The sequence below is a fragment of the Kitasatospora sp. NPDC058444 genome, assembly GCF_042721415.1.
Classification (GTDB): domain Bacteria; phylum Actinomycetota; class Actinomycetes; order Streptomycetales; family Streptomycetaceae; genus Kitasatospora.
The window spans coordinates 111,630-128,323 of the sequence record NZ_JBHXLL010000024.1; the positions used below are offsets into that span (position 1 = coordinate 111,630).

At 70.4% G+C, this 16,694-nt stretch carries 15 protein-coding genes; 6 read left to right on the top strand and 9 right to left on the bottom strand.

The annotated features are described in order from the left end of the window. Position 1 precedes the first annotated feature (1 nt). Positions 2-214: a ferredoxin gene (locus tag ACFWP2_RS24280; RefSeq protein WP_380454866.1), complete on the top strand. Its 213-nt coding sequence runs from the start codon at positions 2-4 to the stop codon at positions 212-214. Between the two features lie 125 nt (positions 215-339). Here ACFWP2_RS24280 and ACFWP2_RS24285 read toward each other — a convergent pair whose 3' ends face one another. The 7 genes from ACFWP2_RS24285 to ACFWP2_RS24315 all read right to left on the bottom strand — a co-directional run bounded on the left by ACFWP2_RS24285 (position 340) and on the right by ACFWP2_RS24315 (position 6,844). Continuing rightward, positions 340-1,536, bottom strand: coding sequence for a cytochrome P450 (locus tag ACFWP2_RS24285; protein ID WP_380454822.1), 1,197 nt, complete (start codon positions 1,534-1,536; stop codon positions 340-342). A gap of 70 nt (positions 1,537-1,606) precedes the next feature. Continuing rightward, the gene (locus tag ACFWP2_RS24290) at positions 1,607-2,446 is read right to left on the bottom strand and encodes an SDR family NAD(P)-dependent oxidoreductase (protein ID WP_380454824.1); all 840 of its coding nucleotides are present in this window, start codon (positions 2,444-2,446) and stop codon (positions 1,607-1,609) included. A gap of 132 nt (positions 2,447-2,578) precedes the next feature. Continuing rightward, complete coding sequence (locus ACFWP2_RS24295) at positions 2,579-3,157, bottom strand: TetR/AcrR family transcriptional regulator (protein WP_380454826.1); 579 nt, start codon at positions 3,155-3,157, stop codon at positions 2,579-2,581. A 150-nt stretch (positions 3,158-3,307) separates the two neighbouring features. Beyond that, on the bottom strand, positions 3,308-4,051 hold the full coding sequence (locus ACFWP2_RS24300; RefSeq protein WP_380454828.1) for a class I SAM-dependent methyltransferase: 744 nt from the start codon (positions 4,049-4,051) through the stop codon (positions 3,308-3,310). Between the two features lie 79 nt (positions 4,052-4,130). Further along, positions 4,131-5,627, bottom strand: a complete 1,497-nt coding sequence (locus tag ACFWP2_RS24305) for an MFS transporter (protein ID WP_380454830.1) — start codon at positions 5,625-5,627, stop codon at positions 4,131-4,133. Positions 5,628-5,712: 85 nt separating this feature from the next. Continuing rightward, positions 5,713-6,159, bottom strand: a complete 447-nt coding sequence (locus ACFWP2_RS24310) for an RrF2 family transcriptional regulator (RefSeq protein WP_380454832.1) — start codon at positions 6,157-6,159, stop codon at positions 5,713-5,715. A gap of 181 nt (positions 6,160-6,340) precedes the next feature. Continuing rightward, on the bottom strand, positions 6,341-6,844 hold the full coding sequence (locus ACFWP2_RS24315) for a nuclear transport factor 2 family protein (RefSeq protein WP_380454834.1): 504 nt from the start codon (positions 6,842-6,844) through the stop codon (positions 6,341-6,343). A 188-nt stretch (positions 6,845-7,032) separates the two neighbouring features. Between ACFWP2_RS24315 and ACFWP2_RS24320 the strand changes: the two genes are divergently transcribed. After that, positions 7,033-7,818: an SDR family oxidoreductase gene (locus ACFWP2_RS24320; protein ID WP_380454836.1), complete on the top strand. Its 786-nt coding sequence runs from the start codon at positions 7,033-7,035 to the stop codon at positions 7,816-7,818. 72 nt (positions 7,819-7,890) lie between these two features. On the opposite strand, the gene ACFWP2_RS24325 is transcribed toward ACFWP2_RS24320, so the two are convergent. Then, on the bottom strand, positions 7,891-8,679 hold the full coding sequence (locus ACFWP2_RS24325) for an SDR family oxidoreductase (RefSeq protein ID WP_380454838.1): 789 nt from the start codon (positions 8,677-8,679) through the stop codon (positions 7,891-7,893). Between the two features lie 670 nt (positions 8,680-9,349). Between ACFWP2_RS24325 and ACFWP2_RS24330 the strand changes: the two genes are divergently transcribed. From ACFWP2_RS24330 to ACFWP2_RS24345, 4 genes are all read left to right on the top strand, one after another. Beyond that, positions 9,350-10,582 (top strand): LuxR C-terminal-related transcriptional regulator, encoded by a 1,233-nt coding sequence (locus tag ACFWP2_RS24330; RefSeq protein WP_380454840.1) that lies wholly within the window; start codon positions 9,350-9,352, stop codon positions 10,580-10,582. 225 nt (positions 10,583-10,807) lie between these two features. Continuing rightward, positions 10,808-10,978: a hypothetical protein gene (locus tag ACFWP2_RS24335; protein ID WP_380454842.1), complete on the top strand. Its 171-nt coding sequence runs from the start codon at positions 10,808-10,810 to the stop codon at positions 10,976-10,978. 16 nt (positions 10,979-10,994) lie between these two features. Next, complete coding sequence (locus ACFWP2_RS24340) at positions 10,995-13,112, top strand: flavin monoamine oxidase family protein (protein ID WP_380454844.1); 2,118 nt, start codon at positions 10,995-10,997, stop codon at positions 13,110-13,112. Then, positions 13,109-14,941, top strand: a complete 1,833-nt coding sequence (locus tag ACFWP2_RS24345) for an alpha-keto acid decarboxylase family protein (RefSeq protein WP_380454846.1) — start codon at positions 13,109-13,111, stop codon at positions 14,939-14,941. Before ACFWP2_RS24340 ends, ACFWP2_RS24345 begins: the two co-directional genes overlap by 4 nt. 67 nt (positions 14,942-15,008) lie before the next feature. Here the strand turns inward: ACFWP2_RS24345 and ACFWP2_RS24350 are convergent, their stop codons facing one another. Continuing rightward, positions 15,009-16,061: a hypothetical protein gene (locus ACFWP2_RS24350; RefSeq protein ID WP_380454848.1), complete on the bottom strand. Its 1,053-nt coding sequence runs from the start codon at positions 16,059-16,061 to the stop codon at positions 15,009-15,011. Between the last annotated feature and the right edge of the window lie 633 nt (positions 16,062-16,694).

The window sequence follows — 16,694 nt, forward strand, 5'->3', positions numbered from 1 at the left end:
CCTGGAGATCACCGTCGAGGAGGACAGGTGCGTGGCCTCGGGGCAGTGCGTGATGACCGTGCCGGAGGTCTTCGACCAGCGTGACGAGGACGGTGTCGTCGTCCTGCTCGACGCCCGGCCGCCCGCCGCGGCCCATGACGGGGTGCGCGCGGCCGTGGCCCTCTGCCCGGCCGCCGCCATCCGCCTGACGCAGGGGCAGCGGCCGGGCGGCTGACCCCCGACCGCGCCGTCGCGAGCGGCCGGGGACATGCCCGGGGAGCCGCCCTCCGACCAGGAGGGCGGCTCCCACGTGTGTGGGGTTCCGCCCGGAGTGTGTCCCCCGGGCGGAACCCCACGCGGTCACCACTCGACGGGAAGGCTCCTGACCCCGTACACCAGCGATTCCGTGCGGTACTCGATCTTCTCGAACGGGACGGCGAGCCGCAGGCCGGGGAAGCGGCGGAACAGCGCGGGCAGCGCGATGCCCAGTTCGAGACGGGCGAGTTGCTGACCGACGCACTGGTGCCGGCCGTAGCCGAAGGCCAGGTGCGGCACCGGTTTGCGGCGCAGGTCGAGCGCGTCCGCGGGCGAGGGCAGGGCGGCGCCGTGGTTGGCCATCAGCGTCGAGACGACGACGTACTCGCCGGCGCGTACCTCCTGGCCGTTGACCGACAGGTCGGTGCTCGCCCTCCTGACCAGCGGGGGCGCCACCGCGAGGAACCGCAGCAGCTCCTCGACGGCGCCGCCGGACAGCTCGTGCTCGTCCCGAAGGACCGCCAGCTGCTCCGGGTGCGACAGCAGGGCGAGGACGCTGAGCCCGATCATGCCGGAGAGGGTCCCGTGGCCGGCCACGAGGACGTCCAGGCCCATGCCGATCAGCTCGTCGTTGCTGAGCTCCGCCCCGTGCTTGCGCACCAGGTCCCCGAGGATGTTGTCGCCCGGATCCCACCGGTGTGCGGCGACCAGTTGGGCCATGTAGTCGATCATGGCCGCGAAGTTCTCCTGCTGGACCTCCAGCGTGGTGTCGACGCTGCTCGCGATCGAACTGCGCGCCAGGATGCCCGCCCGGTCCTCGAGCGGTGCCCCCAGCAGCTCGCAGATCACGATCAGGGGCAGCGGTTCGGCGAAGGTCTTGATTAGGTCGGCGCCCGGACCGGCCTGCTCCACCGCGTCGAGGTGCTTCTCGACGATCTGCTCGATCACGCCGCTGAGCGCCCGGATCCGCTTCATCGTGAAGGCGCCGGCCTGCATCCGGCGGTACCGGGTGTGCTCGTCCCCGTCGTAGTTCAGCAGGACGCCCGGCTGGTTCATCACCGAGCGCGGGCCGGTCCAGTGCGGATCGAAGGCGAACCCGACCTCGTGGCGGGCGTCGGCCAGCACCGTGCGGGCATCGTCCTCACGGGTGATGAGGACGGCCCCCACCTCGCCGAGCTGGGAGTTCGGCACCGGAACCCGGTGCAGCGACGGGTCCGCGTGCAACTCCAGGAGATCGGACCCGGGCCGGAACGGACACTCGGCCTGACGTTGGTTGTGGGGCATCGACACCGGTTCGGTCACGGCGTTCACTACCTTCCTGACGGCACGAGGGCGATTCGGCGGAACGTGGGCACCGGCTGCGGGCCGTTCGTCACGAGGCGCCCGTCCTGTCCCGCAGGAGGTCCCGCGTGATGCCGTCGAGCCGGGCCGCGGCGCCCTTGTCGAACGCCGGGCGGAGGAGACTGAGCGGCGTGCCCTCCACGAAGGCGCTCAGCGGTTCCCGGGGCGGAGCGTCGATGATCTCGAGGATCGGCGGGACGGTGAACTCGACGGGCTGCGCGGCCAGCTTCATCTGGGCGATGTGCGCCGCGGTGGCGGCGTCGAACTCGCCCGCGAAGCCGGTGCGCGTCCCCCCGGGGAACAGCAGCACGTACCGGGCGCGACGCGTGCTCCCCCCCTCGGCGAACGAGACACCGAGGAGGTCGTTGAGCCGGCCGCCCTGGAACATCGCCGACCAGCCGTCGTAGCCGCGTTCGAGGCCGAGGTCGTTCCAGTAGATGCCCGGCGCCCCCACACCGGGACCGGCGATGTTCACCACGACCGGCACCGGGGCCTTGTTCATCAGGTCGGCCAGGCCGTATCCGAGCAGGTACCGACTGAGGTAGTACAGCGCGAAGTTGTGCTCGATCCCTTCGGAGGTCACCAGCCGATGGCTGCGGAAGTACCGCGCGCACAGCACGAGGATGTCCACCGCCGCGAACCGGTCCTCGATCTCCGCGATGACGCGCCGGTTCTCGCTGACGAGGCTGAGGTCGGCCTGGATGAAGAAGGCGCGGTCGGCCGCACCCACCTTCCGCGCCGTGTCGAGGAACTTCCTCCCCTTCACCGGATCCGGAGCGATGACGACCACCTGGTCGCCCCGCCCGAGATAGGTGTTGGCGAGCGCCTGCCCGATACCGGAAGTGCCCCCCGTGACAACAATGGTCTTCACCGTGATCCTCCTCGGAACACTGGGTCGTGGAATTCTGCGCGGCCGGAAGACACCTGCCGGCGGGCAGACTTCACCCCTGGACGGGGTGGCGGAAAGGGAGAGAAAGCGGGAGCGGGCGTCGGAGAAGGGAACTCAGCCGGCCGCGGCGGCGATTTCCGCCCGCACCACGTCACTGGCGAGTCCGACGGCCGCTTCCGCGGCACCGGTGGAACCCGAGGTCCACCCGTTCACGTAGACCCCGTCGATGATCAGCATGATCCGGTCGCCGAGCCGGTCCGGGTCCGCGGCCGGAGTCCTGCGCGCGAGGTCCCGCAGTTGCTCGCGCACGCGCCGGAAGTGCTTCAGGGAAACCTGGTGCGCCGGATGGTCCGGGTCGGGAAACTCCGCGTGAGTGTTGCGGAGGGGGCAGCCCCTGGCGTTCGGCGCCATGCCCTGGACCGTCCGGACCAACTCGACGAGCCGGTCCTCGGGCGCTTCCACCGCGGCACACACATCGGCCACGATGCGGTCCCAGCTCTCGGCGGACCGCTCGAGATACGCCACCACCAGCTGGTCCTTGCCGGGGAACTCCCGGTAGAGCGACTGCTTGCCGCAGCCGACTTCGTCGATGATCTGCTGCATGCCGACCGCGTGCACGCCCCGCTGGTCGAAGAGGCGGGCAGCGGCGTCCAGGATGCGCTCGCGGATACCGGCAGCAGGTTTCCGGGCCATGGGCCGAGGCTAGCAGACCGATCGGTCCCGGCCCGGGCCGAACGCCGATCGTCACGACCGCGCGTGCGCCGCACCGCGCCCACCGCGTCCACCGCGTCCGGGCCCCGAGCCCCGGGCCGCGCCGTTCACGCGGCCCAGGACGGCGGAGCCTCACCTGCGCTGCGCACGCACGTAGGACATCGGTGTCAGCACCCGCCCGCGTTCGTCCACCCGGATGGCGTCCGGGCCCGGCCTGGCACCGGTGTCCGGGGCACCCGCCGTGCCCAGCTTGGCCAGGATCTCGCGGGTGAAGCTCGTGGCGAAGACGGCTTCGGTGATGTCCTGGATCTCCCAGTGCCGGCCGAGGTTCGCGTGCAGATCGGCCTCGCTGACCAGGGCCTCCTCCACGATCGGCGTCCCCGACGGCATGGACGGCGCGAAGCAGAACAGGTGGAGCGTGGCACCCGGCCGGCACACCCGGTGGAGCGCGGCGGCGTACGCCGACCGCTGCTCGCCGTTCAGGCAGTGGTAGAGGCCGCTGTCGAGCGCGGTGTCGAAATCGCTTCCGACACCGTCCAGTTCGGTGGCGTCCGAGGTCAGGAACCGCACCCGCACGCCGCGGGCCTCGGCCCGCCGCGCCGCCTGCTCGATCGCGCTGGGCGAACCGTCCACGCCGGTCACCTCATGGCCGAGGCCCGCCAGCAGGATGGCGTTCTCACCCAGTCCGCAGCCCGCGTCGAGGACCTTGCCGCTGAAGCCTCCCGCGCGCGCCAGGTCCACCACGGCCCGCTGGGGCTCACCGATGTCCCAGGGGATCAGCACCTCGCCGGCGGCGACGCCGTCGAAGGACGCGCGTCCCGCGTACAACGCCTCGTATTCCTTGTCCTCTTGAGAGAAAGTCCGCTGCGTGGTCATGCCGATCCCCTTGTCGCTCGCAAGCTCGTCAACCAACACGTGGTGGATCCGATGTGCCCGATGCGGGGCAGTCGTGTCCCTACGGGACGTTGTTCGCTTCCTGCCCCGCCGCGGCCACGGGGGCCGCCTCGGCGTCCGGTCCGGCGCCGGCTCCGGCTTCGGCCGCGGAGCCGGCCGCGGGACGCATCCTCGACGCGACGATGAGCGTGAGGACGACGACCGCCGCCATGGCCAGGAAGACGTCGGAGTAGGCCGCGCCGTCGTGGCCGGAGAAGAGGGGGTTGATGGCGCTGCTGCCGCCCTGCTGCCTCGCGGACACCAGGACACCGAACACGGCGGGGCCGGTCCCGGCCCCGAGGAACTGGGCCCCCTGGAGGATTCCGAGGCCCACACCGACCTGCTCGGGGGGCAGTTCGCCGGCCGCGGCGCCGATGATGGTGGTCATCACCAGCATGAAGCCGATGCTCAGCCCGAGGATCCCGACACCGGCGAAGAGCACCGAGGAGCCGCCGGTGAAGGAGGAGAGGAACAGCGAGAACAGCCCGATGAGGCCGAGCCCGGAGAGCACCAGGACCCGCGCGTTGACGCGGCCGGCGAGGCGTCCGATCCACGGCGAGAGGAGCGCGGTCACGACTCCGGCCGGGATCATGACCAAGGCGCCCTTGCCCGGGCTGAGTTCGTTGACCTCCACCAGCAGCAGCGGGACGAACACCAGACCGCCGAGGTTGACGACCATGGCCAGGAACGCGACGAGGATGCCGGTCCGGTAGACGCGGTTGGTGAACAGCGTCGGCGGGACGAACGGCTGGTCGACCCGGACGGTGCGCACCCCGAAGAGCACGAGCGCCGCGATCGCGACCACGAGGCTGCCCCAGGACAGCGGGTCGGTGAAGCCGGAGACCTGCGCCCGGGTCATGCCGAACAGGACGAGACCGGCTCCGAGGCCGAGGAGGATGCCGCCGGGGAGGTCGAGCCGGCCCGAGCCCTGCGGAGTCTCGTCCGGGAGCACGCGCAGGGCCGGGACGAGCAGCAGCAGCGAGACCACGAGCATGATCCAGAACAGCGCCGGCCAGCCGAGAGCCTCCCCGATGCCGCCGCCCAACGCCGGTCCGGCGGCGGTGCCGACGCCCGCGCCGGCGGAGACGACGCCGATCCCGACACCGCGCCGCTCCGGTGGCAGCAGCGTCGTGACGGCGATGATCGCGAGCACCGGGATCGCGGCCGCGCCGATCCCCGTCACGATCCGCCCGGCCACGAGCACGGCCAGATTCGGGGAGATCGCGCAGATCAGGCTCCCGAGGGCGTAGGTGAGGAGCGCGAAGGCGAAGAGGCGGCGCAGGCTCACCCGGTCCGAAATGCGGCCGTACAGGGGGATTCCGACCGAGAACATCAGCAGGAAGCCGGTGACGACCCAGGCGAGTTCCGCCTCGGAGGCCCCGAACTCGGACCCGATCGTCGGAAGCATCAGGTTGACCATGTCGCTGGCCGTGACCGTGGCGAGGATCGCCGGCATCAGGACGGCCAGTAAGGCCAGTTCCGAGCCGGTCCGCCCGGTCGTCGTCGACGTGGAAGTCATGCGAGGCCCTTCGGGTGACATTCCGCCACCATGATAGTTACAGTTAGGGCAAAAGGAAGGCGGAGGACACTGCCTCCGCCTTCGGTCAGCTGGTGACGCGTTGCGCGATCTCGTGCTCACTGGCCAGGACTTGCCGGACGAGGTGGGCGATCGTCGTCCGCCCGAGTCGTTCCTTCATGGCCCGCTCCGCGTCCTGGAACTCCACCTCGAGCAGCTTCTGCATGATCCGCCCCACCTCGCACTCGGCGCTCGGCGGATGCGGGTGCCGCGAAAGGATCGGCCCCGCCTCCACGGCGGTGTACGCGTCGTAGAGCGTGATCTCGCGGGCCGGCCGGGCGAGCGACCAGCCGCCGTTGCGTCCCTCGACGGACCAGACCAGACCGGCGTCCCGCAGGCTGCCGAGGATCCGTCGCACCAGGACCGGATTGCTGGCCAGGCTCTCCGCGATCTCCGCGGAGGTCAGCGAGCGATCCCAGCGTCCCAGCATGGTGAGCGCGTGGATCGCGACCGCACTCCTGCTGCTGATGCTCACTGTGACCCCTTCGCGACGGTCGCCTCGCCAATCGAACTGCAACAACGCTAGTAGCAGTTTGATCCGGGTGTCAATCCGGCCCGCCGGTCGTGGGGGCCTCCGGGCGCGGCCCGGAGCGCGCCGCCCCGGGACCGGTCGGGCCCGCGGACGAGCACGGCGACCGGACCGCGCGCGTGCGACGTCACCAGGGCCAGCGCCACTCCTTGTTCTGCGGAACCACCCAGTAGTGGTCCAGTTCGACGCGCTCGAACAGCCATCGTCCGTCCTCGCGCACGTAGGTGTCGGCGAACCGGCCGACGCTCTGGTGCACGAGGTCCGCCTGGTCGAACCTGACGTGCTCCACGAAGAAGCAGGCGCCGGACGCGCGGTCGCCGTCGACCTCCACCTGGTGGACCTGGTTGAAGTTCCTCAGGGCGACCTCCGAGGCCCCCTGGAGCTCGACCATCTTGGGCAGCAGCGCACTGTAGTACTCCTGGATCGCCGCGCGTCCACGGGCATCGCCGAAACTGCCGTAGGCCAGGTGCGCGTCCCTCGTGAACAGGGCACCGAGACCCTGCCAGTCCTGCGAGTTGAGGCAGTGGTGGAAGGCGTTGCGCAGCTTCGTGAGCTCACGGATGGCTTCGAGCTCCCGCACTCTGGCCGACAGTTCGTCGATCCGGGCCACCAGGTCCACCTCGTCCGTCATCGTGCGTCCTCCCGAGCGTCGCCGGATCCCGTTCCGCCTCTTGCCGAAACCGGACCGAGAGTCGCAGCCGCAGGACACGGGCCACAAGGCCCACACGTCTTTCCTGTGGTCGGTCCGCAATCCTCGGATTCCCCCACGCGATTAGGGTCGAGCGGCAGGAACGCCGGTGACACCCGACGGGAGAGACCGTGAAGCAGTCGAAGCGCATAGCCCTGATCAGTGGTGCGGGCCGCAACATCGGGGCCGCGACGGCCAAGGAACTGGCCGGCCGCGGTTACCACGTGATCGTGAACTACCGGAGCGACGCCGACGCGGCGGCGGACGTGGTCGCGGAGATCGAGTCGCGCGGCGGCACGGCCGAGGCGCTCCAGGCCGACGTCTGCGACGCCGGCCAGGTCGGCGCCCTCGTCGAGCGGGTGCGGGCCGACCACGGGCGCATCGACCTGCTGATCTGCAACGCGAACACCGTGACACCGCCCTTCGTGTCCTTCGAAGAGCTGGACTGGGACGCGTTCGCCGCGAAGGTCAACGGGGAACTCGCCGGCTCCTTCTTCCTCACCCAGCGCACGCTCGCCATCATGCGCGAACAGCGGTCGGGCAGGATCATCTACATCTCCAGCACGGCGTCGGACACCATCGGCATGGCCCTGCCCCATTCCGTCGCCAAGGCGGCGCTGAACACCTTCAGCCGCCACATCGCCGGCATCGCCGCCGAGCACGGAGTGACGGTGAACACCGTCGCCCTCGGCGCCGTGCACACCGATGCCACCTCGGAGTTCAGCGAGGAGTTCTGGAAGTACACGACCGAGCGTTCGGTGGCGGCGCGCAGAGTGGAACCGGCGGACGCCGCGCGCGCCGTGGCCCTCGTCGCCGACGACGGCTTCGGCTTCACCTCCGGCCAGGTGATCCGGGTCGACGGCGGATTCGAGGTCCTCGACCAGCAACTGCATCCGCTGGCGCGCAGTCTGAGCTGACGGCGTCCCGTGGGGCCGGCCGCCGTCGCCCGGCCCCACGGGACGCCCGGTGCGACGCGGACGTCCGCCGGTCTACTCGAAGTGCCGGACCATCGGGCTGAGTTGGCGGTCCAGAATCTCGAAGCCGCCGTCCAATCGCAGCACTTGGCCCACCGACGCGGTGAAGTCCTCGTCGGCGAGCAACGCGATGCTGCGGGCCGCCTCGTCGGCCTCGAGCAGCCTGCCGGACGCCGATCGGCTCTCCATGAAGGTGCGGAGCTCGTCCGTCATGACACCCGCGGTGGCGTCGGTGCGCACCGCGCCGAACGCGACCGTGTTGACGACGACCCCGTACTGCGCGGCGACTCCCGCGACGTGCCGGCTGAAGGTGTTGAGCGCGGCCTTGGCCGTGGAGTGGGCCGCGACGGTGCCGATCGCATCCGCCGCGGTGCTCGAGACGTAGACGATCCGGCCCCTGCGTTCCTCCGTCATGCCGCGCAGCACGCCCTGGGTGAGGAAGTACGCTCCCGCCAACTCCCCGTTCACCTTTCCGATGAAGTCGTCCCAGGAGAGCGTGAGCAGGGGCTGGAACGGCGGATTCACCGTGTTGGCGTTGCAGACCAGGGCGTCGATGCGGCCGTGGTCGGCGCGGATGCGGTCGAGCATCCCGGACACCTGCTCGGGGTCGCAGACATCGGCCTGGGCGGCCTGGGCCGAGCCGCCGGCGGCCTCGATCGAGCTCACCACTTCCGTTGCCGCGTCGGCGTTCTGACGGTAGTTCACGACCACGTGGTAGCCGCGCCTTCCCATCTCCCGCGCGGTGGCCGCTCCGATCCCGCGACTCGCGCCGCTGATCAGCACCACCCGCTGTGACTGCTCCACGTTTCCTCCCTGGTTCCGGGCGTCCGGGGTCTGCCCGTCACGTGACCTTGGACCGGGAGCCGCCGCGTTGTCCCTACGGGTCTCCACCAGATTCCCGGCCCCTCCCCGCGGGAGTGTCCCGTCGGAGGCCCGGAGTGCCCTCTTGCGGACACCGGGACCGGCTGCGAGGGTCCGTCATGCACGGGTGCACGAAGGGAGCAGGTGTCGCATCGCCGGCTGCCGGTCGACGGTCGAGTCCGCGCGACGCCCCGCTCGGTACTTCACTTTTTAACGGAAGCTCGATCGTGTGATAACGTTCCGGATTGGGATGCGGACCGATCGGTCCGGTATCGGGAGAGAGTCACCGTGCGGAGCTCTCGGAACCAGGGACCGTTCTCGGCAAGAGGGTTTGCCCAAGGGCGGGGTGGCAGCCTCACGACACCGTTGATCGACTCCACTGCCGGATCTCCTGCCGGCGCCGGTAGCCACGGAGTCATGTCGTGACCGCCCCGTTCCGCCGAACCGTTCCCCTTCTCTCCGCCCGGCGCGGCCCCGTCCGCATCGTGTCGTGCAGTGGCACCATTCGTCAGCTATGGGGGTGGCAGAAATGGCCGGAGACGATAGGAAGTGCCCAACCACACAGACCGACGCGAGAGCCGACGGGCCCCCCGCGTTTCTCACGGCCAGGACCGTGGCGAACACCTACGTTCCGGGAATCTCCCTCACCGAAGACCGCGCCCTGCTGCCGCCCGACGAGTTGAGTCTCGCCCTGAGCACCATCGAGTTCGCGAATCGCGGAGTCGACCGCGTGATGGTCAACGAGCAGGCCAAATGGGTGCTCGACGCGGCGGAGCCGCACAGGAACCCGCACCGCACCTGGCTCGCGATCCTGGCCCTGCTCTACGCCGGAGACCTCGACTCCGCCGACGCGCGGTGCCGGCGGCTCCAGGACGATCCCGCATGGTCGGGCTCGGTCGTGTGCCGGGAACTGCTCACGCTGCTCCAGGCGCGGAGCAGCCTGCTCGCGGGAAAGTCCTTCCGGGCCGCGGACATGCTCCAGACCATGCTCAATCGCGGTACGTCGACGCAGTCGACCTGTCTCGCGGTCGCCTGGCTGATCGAGTCGCTGGTCCACCTCGGCGAACTCGACCGAGCACACCAGGTGCTGCTCGACAGGAAGCTGGCCGGCCCGCTGGACCCCGACCTGCCGGACCGTGCGCACATCCTGGCCGCCCGTGGAGCCCTCCACATGGCCGGCGGGCAGTTCCGGCACGCCATCGACGACTACATGGCCTGCGGCTGGGTCCTCGACACCTGCTTCGTGGTCAACCCGGCGGTGATCCCCTGGCGTTCGAGGGCCGTGTTCGGGGCGCTGGGCATCCGCCGGTACGACCTGGCGCTCGCCCTCGCCGAGGAGGAGCTCATCGCGGCGAGGAAGTGGGGATCGCCGCGCGGCATCGGCATCGCCCTGCACGCCGTGGGAGTGGCACGCCGGGACGACACCTCGGTCGCCGTGCTCAAGGAGGCCGTGGCGCTGCTGGCCCAGGGCCATGCGCGCACCGAGTTCATGCAGGCCCTCTACGACCTCGGCACGATGCAGATCCGGCGACGGGAGGTGGCAGAGGGGCGCAGGCGGCTCGTCGAGGCGGCCATGGTGGCGCACGAGTGCCGCAACGCCTTCTGGCAGGACCGCATCCGCTTCGCCCTGGAGCGCCTCCAGGAGCCTGCCGGCACCTCGAAGCTCACCCGGCAGGAGGAGAAGATCGCCTACCTGGCCCGCGCCGGACACAGCAACCGGCACATCGCGCAGATGACCTGCCTGACGGTCCGGACCGTCGAGTTCCACCTGTCCAGCGTGTACCGGAAGCTCTCGATCTCCGGTAGGCGGGAACTCGTCACCGCGCTGAGCTCCGTTCCGTCGTAGCGCTTCGTTCCGTCGTGGCGCTTCGCTCCGTCGGGCGCCGTCCGCCGATTCCGGCCCGGGCGGCGCCTGACGGCGGTGAGGGTGGGGGTGCACCGTGCTCCGCGCCGCACCCCCACGCGGTGTGTTGCGGGCGGGCCATCCGTCGAGGGGCCGACCTCCGGTTGACAGGGTCCATGGCGGCGGCGAGTCTACGTTAAGTGTCCAATTCGTCACCTTTTGTGATCGATGGCGACCGCATCATCCGTGTACGAGCTCGCGGATGGCACCCACGGCACGGTCGACATGAAGCGCTTCGCCCACACCACGGTCGCGCTCCACGCCTTCACCCCCTCGATCACCACGCTGCGGCTGCTCGCCGAGGGCAACGACCTTCCCAACAAGTCGATCAGCTCCTGAGTGGCGAGGAGAAGCCATGAGCGAGAACCCCACCATCGAGGGCACGCCCAAGGACCGTGCCCGCTGGCAGACCTGCCAGCAGCTGGCCCGCGAGCTGCTCCTGGTCGGTCCGGACGACGAGGACCTGAAACTGCGCTACCTCGACGTCCTGATCAAGGACGGCATCCCGCCGACGGACGAGCCCAAGGACGTGCTGATCGTCGGAGCGGGCATCGCCGGCCTGGTCGCCGGGAAGCTGCTCAAGGACGCCGGGCACAAGGTCACGATCCTGGAGGCCAACGCCAGCCGGGTGGGCGGGCGGATCAAGACCTTCCGCACCACCGACGACGAGTCCGACGGACCGTTCTACGACCCGGAGCAGTACGCGGAGGCCGGGGCGATGCGGCTGCCCAGCTTCCACCCGCTCACCCTGGCGCTCGTCGACAGGCTCGGCCTGGACCGGCAGCTGTTCTTCAACGTCGACGTCGATCCGGACACCGGCAACCAGAACGCGCCCGTCCCGCCGGTGGTCTACGAGTCCTTCGAGCCCGGCAAGACCTGGAAGTACGGCGCGGACAGCCCGGACTTCCGCGAGCCGGCCAAGCGCTTCGACTCCTGGATCCGCACCAACCGGATCCAGGCCCGCCGCCGCGAGTACGCCGCCGACCCCAGCTGTATCAACGAGGGCTTCCACCTCACCGGCGACGAGGCGCGGATCACCGCCGCCGACATGGTCAACCAGGCGCTGGAGCCCGTCCGCGACTACTACTCGGTGATCAGGGACGGCAAACGGGTGAACAAGCCGTTCGCCGAGTGGCTGGACGGCTGGGCCCGGGTGGTCCGCGACTTCGACGGCTACTCGATGGGCCGCTTCCTGCGCGAGTACGCGGGCTTCAGCGACGAGGCCATCGAGGCGATCGGCACGATCGAGAACATGACCTCGCGGCTGCACCTGGCCTTCTTCCACACCTTCCTGGGCCGCAGCGACATCAACCCGAACGCCACCTACTGGGAGATCGCGGGCGGCAGCTGGAAGCTGCCCCACGTGCTCGCCGAGGAGCTCCGGGAGGAGCTGCGGATGGGCGAGCGGATGATCCGGATGGAGTACTGGGACTCGCGTCGGGACGGCGGGGGCGCCCGCAACGTCGGCCCGATCGGGCCGCAGGTCGCCGTCCAGACCGTCCCCGAGGACGACCCGGAGGCCGAACCCACCGTCTGGAAGGGCGACTTCGCGATCGTCACGGTCCCGTTCTCCGCCCTGCGGTTCGTCCAGGTGACGCCCCCGTTCTCCTACAAGAAGCGCCGGGCGATCATCGAGACCCACTACGACCAGGCCACCAAGGTGCTGCTGGAGTTCTCCCGCCGCTGGTGGGAGTTCACCGAGGCGGACTGGAAGGCCGAACTCGACTCCATCGCCCCCGGACTGTACGAGTACTACCAGCGGGCCGGTGAGGACGACGCCGAGGCGGCCGTCGCCGCCGCCCACAACGGCCACCGGCCCCCGCGCAACCTGCCGGAGGTGCTGCTCGGCGCCCACGCGAGCGTGGACGAGCGCCGGATCAGCCAGGGCCAGCGCGAGGTCTACCGGCACACCCCGCTGCTCCGGGCGAGCGTGCGCCCCGCCACCGACTGCTTCGGCGGCGGCTCGACCACCGACAACCCGAACCGCTTCATGTACTACCCCTCGCACCCGGTGCCCGGCGGCGACGGGGGAGGGGTGGTGCTGGCCAGCTACAGCTGGTCGGACGACGCGGTGCGCTGGGACTCCATGGAGGACGACGAGCGGTACGTCTACGCGCTGCGCAACCTCCAGACGGTGCACGGCCGCCGGATCGAGGTGTTCTACACCGGCTACGGAAAGACCCAGAGCTGGCTGCGCGACCCGTACGCCTTCGGCGAGGCGGCGGTGTACACCCCGCACCAGATGACCAGCTTCCACCTCGACGTGGTCAAGCCGGAGGGCCCGGTGCACTTCGCCGGCGAGCACGTCTCGCTCAAGCACGCCTGGATCGAGGGCTCGGTGGAGACCGCCGTCCGGGCGGCCATCGCCGTCCACGAGGCGCCACCGCCGCCGCCTCCGGCTCAGCAGGAGATCCGGCCCGAGGCGCTGGCCCGTAGGGAAGGCCGACAGGAACAGGAGGCGATGAGCCGGTGAGCGGCGACGACGAATGGACGGTGGCCCGCTACCTGGCCACCAGGCTGGACCAGTTGGGCATCCGGTACCTGTTCGGGGTGCCGGGGGACTTCCTCGGCCCGTTCCTGACGATCATGCAGGACACCACCGGCGTGCGCTGGATCGGCACCCCGACCGAGATGGGCGGCGGCTACGCCGCGGACGCCTACGCCCGGGTGCGGACCGCCGACGCCGACCCGGACAAGGCCGACCTGGGTGTCGGTGCCGTCGCCGTGACCTACGGGGTGGGCGCGTTCAGCCTGCTCAACACCATCGGCGGCGCGTACGTCGAGGACGTGCCGCTGATCGCGATCAACGCGGCGCCCTCGTACGAGCAGTGGCTCAACTACCAGGCGGTCGGCCTGCTCACCTCGCACATGAGCCCGCGCCGAGAGAGCAACCTGAACGTCTACCGGCAGGTCACGGTGGACGCACAGGTGCTCTCCAACCCGGGGCTCGCGCCCTCGCAGATCGACAGCGCGATCACCGCGTGCCTGACCGAGCGCAAACCGGTCTACCTGGAGGTCATGGAGGACCTCTGGCACGCCCCGTGCGAGCCCCCTCAGGGCGAACTCCGCGCTCACGAGCGGGCGTTCACCAAGCGGAACAAGGACATGCTGGAGAAGGCCGTCACGGCATCGGTGGAGCTCATCAGGAAGCTCGGCACACCGATCGTCTGGGCCGGGGAGGAACTGGTCCGCCGGCGGCTGGAGAACGAGCTGCTGGAGTTCGTGCAGGCCACCCGGATGCAGTTCTGCACCACGGTCGGCGCGAAGTCCGTGGTGTCGGAACGGAACCCGCTGTTCGCCGGCGTCTACAACGGCAGGGCGAGCCTGCCGGAGATCCGGGCGGCCTTCAAGAACGCGGGGTGCCGGATCGGCCTGGGAACCTGGTCCACGTCCAAGAACCTCGCTGGCGAGCAGTCCATCGGCGACGACTGGATCGTGGCCGCCCGCGAGGGCGTCAGCGTCGGCGCCACCTACTTCCCCGAGGTCCAACTCGGCCGGTTCATCCGCGCGTTGCGCGAGGCCCTGGCGGGACAGACCTTCCCCGCCGACCACTTCGCGCTGGCCCACGCGGCGGGCCTGGACGTCCCGGCCAGCACGGCCGACTTCCTCGACTCGCTGAGCACCGACCGGTACCCGGAGGAGCTGACCTACGACAGCTTCTTCGAGCACGTCAACTTCTTCCTGGAGCACCAGGCCACCGGCGGGGACCCGCAGGCCCCCTCGCCCTTCACGGTGGTCTCGGACGCGGCGTTCGCGCTGCTCGGCTCGATGAACCTGCGGATCACCGAGCGGGCCGGCTTCCTGGCGCAGAACAGCTGGCTGTCCATCGGCTACTCGGTCGGCGCGGCCACCGGCGTGGCACTGGGCCGGCAGCAGCCCCTGAAGCGCCCGCTGGTGTTCGTCGGGGACGGTTCGTTCCAGGAGATCTGCCAGGAACTGTCCACCCAGGTGCGCCACCACCTGCGGCCGGTGGTGTTCGTCCTGGACAACGAGGGCTTCTACGGCATCGAGCAGATGCTGATCAGCCCCTGCTACTACAAGGACAGGCCGTCCGACGGAGCCGACTTCTACAACGTCCTGCACCCGTGGCGGTACGAGAAGCTGGCCGAGGTGTTCGGCACGGACAAGGACCGGATGCACGGGTACGAGATCACCACCCACGCCGAACTCGACGCGCTCCTGCAGGACATCGCCGACCCCGGCAACGACATCAACCACGCGCCGATCCTGGTCCGCGTCCGGCTCAGCCGGCACGACTACCCGAGGGCGCTCCAGTACAAGATCGACGAGAACTGCGGATAGTCCGATCGTCCCCCGGCCCCGGCCCCGGTCCCAGACCGGGGCCGGGGCCGCCCCCATTGCCGGGGTGTCAGGTGAAGATCTGCTGGTAGGCCCAGATACCGTTGTCGGAGCCTCGGTGGGGGACCAGGAGGCGGTTGTCGTGGTACCTGGCGGGGACGGGCAGTCCCGCGACGTGACCGCCCAGCGGTGCGGCGTCGGCGAAGGCGTCGGTGTCGGGTTGCTTCTGCTCACAGACGTACAGGCTGCGGTCGGTGGCCACGACGAAGACCTCCAGGCGGCCGTCCATCGCCAGGATCGCCACCGGGGCCTCGACGATGGTGCCCTGGGTGGTGCCCGGCGTGGTGTAGGAGGTGCCGTAGCCGGCGGGCTGGACAGCGTGGAAGCCGGTGGTGCCGGCCCGCCAGAACACGCGGATCCGGCGGTCGGCGTCGGTGACGGCGGTGGGGCTGCCGACGACCCCCGCGTTGCGTGCGGAGACGGGGAAGTAGTTGGTCCAGTTGTCGGTGCTGTCCGGGTCCTTCTCGCTGATGCCCCAGACCTCGTCGTTCGCGCCGTGGACGAAGACCTGGACCCGGCCGTCACCGCCGAGGGCCGCGGCCGGGGCGAGCACGTTGTTCGCCAGCGTGTCGCCGCCCAGGCTCTCGGCCGGATCCCAGGAGGCGTAGTCCACGTCCGTCTGGTGGACGTGCCACAGGGCCCGGTCGGTGCCGTTGTAGAACACCGAGACGCGGCCGTCCGCGTTCAGGACCGCCGCCGGGTCCGACGCCGCGTCCGAGGCGATCCGCGACACCACGTAGCCGCTGCTGTTGATCACGTTCTGCCGCAGCGCCCACACGCCGTCGTCGGGGCCGCGCCAGACCACGTTGACGATGCCGTCGGGGCCGCGCACGGCGGCGGGCGTACCCGCGACATTGCCGATCGCGCCGGCGATCCGGGTCCAGTTCGCTTCCCAGCTCCAGTCGCGCTTCTGCGACTTGACGTACAGATCGGGGCCGTTGCCCCGCACGAAGACCGACAGGCGGTCGTCCGCGTTCGGCACCACCGCGGGGTTGAACGTGGTGCCTCCCCCGAGGCCGAACGGCGAAGCCCACACCAGACCGGGAGTGGTCGAAGGCGCCATGGCGGGAAATCCCCTCGCTCGCACTGCACAACACGGATGCGCCGGAGCGGACCGCACCCTGGCAGGTACGCGTCCATGTCCGGCGGAGGCAACGATTCACCCAGCTGGCATCACATGGGCCCGAATCTTGGCAGGCGTTCACCTGATCGGGTGACAGCCGTTTGAACACCAGCCGCCTGGCGGGACGTGAGGGATGCGAGGGGCGTGGGGCCGCTCGCTCCGACCACGTGCTGGAAACGGTGTTGTGGGACGCCGGGACGCCGGGACGCCGGGACCGCCCGGGCGCCGGCCCGTGCCTTCTGCCTGGCGGGCTCGACCGGGAAGCGTCGGCGAGGCGGAGGAGCCGCAGGGCCGCACCGGTGGGCACAGGCTCCTGGCCCCTCGCGCGGCGGACAGCAGGGTCCAGCCCATCAGCTCGACCAGGAACGCCAGGCCTCCCCACGCTGTTTTTCCCACCAGGGCGGGACGCCGTACGGATGCCCCGGGGCCGCGGTCGATGAAGCGCGGGGAACGAGGCACTGCCCGGGCGGGAGCCGCGGCGGCCCGCTGCACGACGCGCTGCCCGGCCGCGAAGTCGTGCGCCCGCTCCGGCAATTCGCCCCCCGGCCCGCCGGGAGGCATCGTCGCGATCGG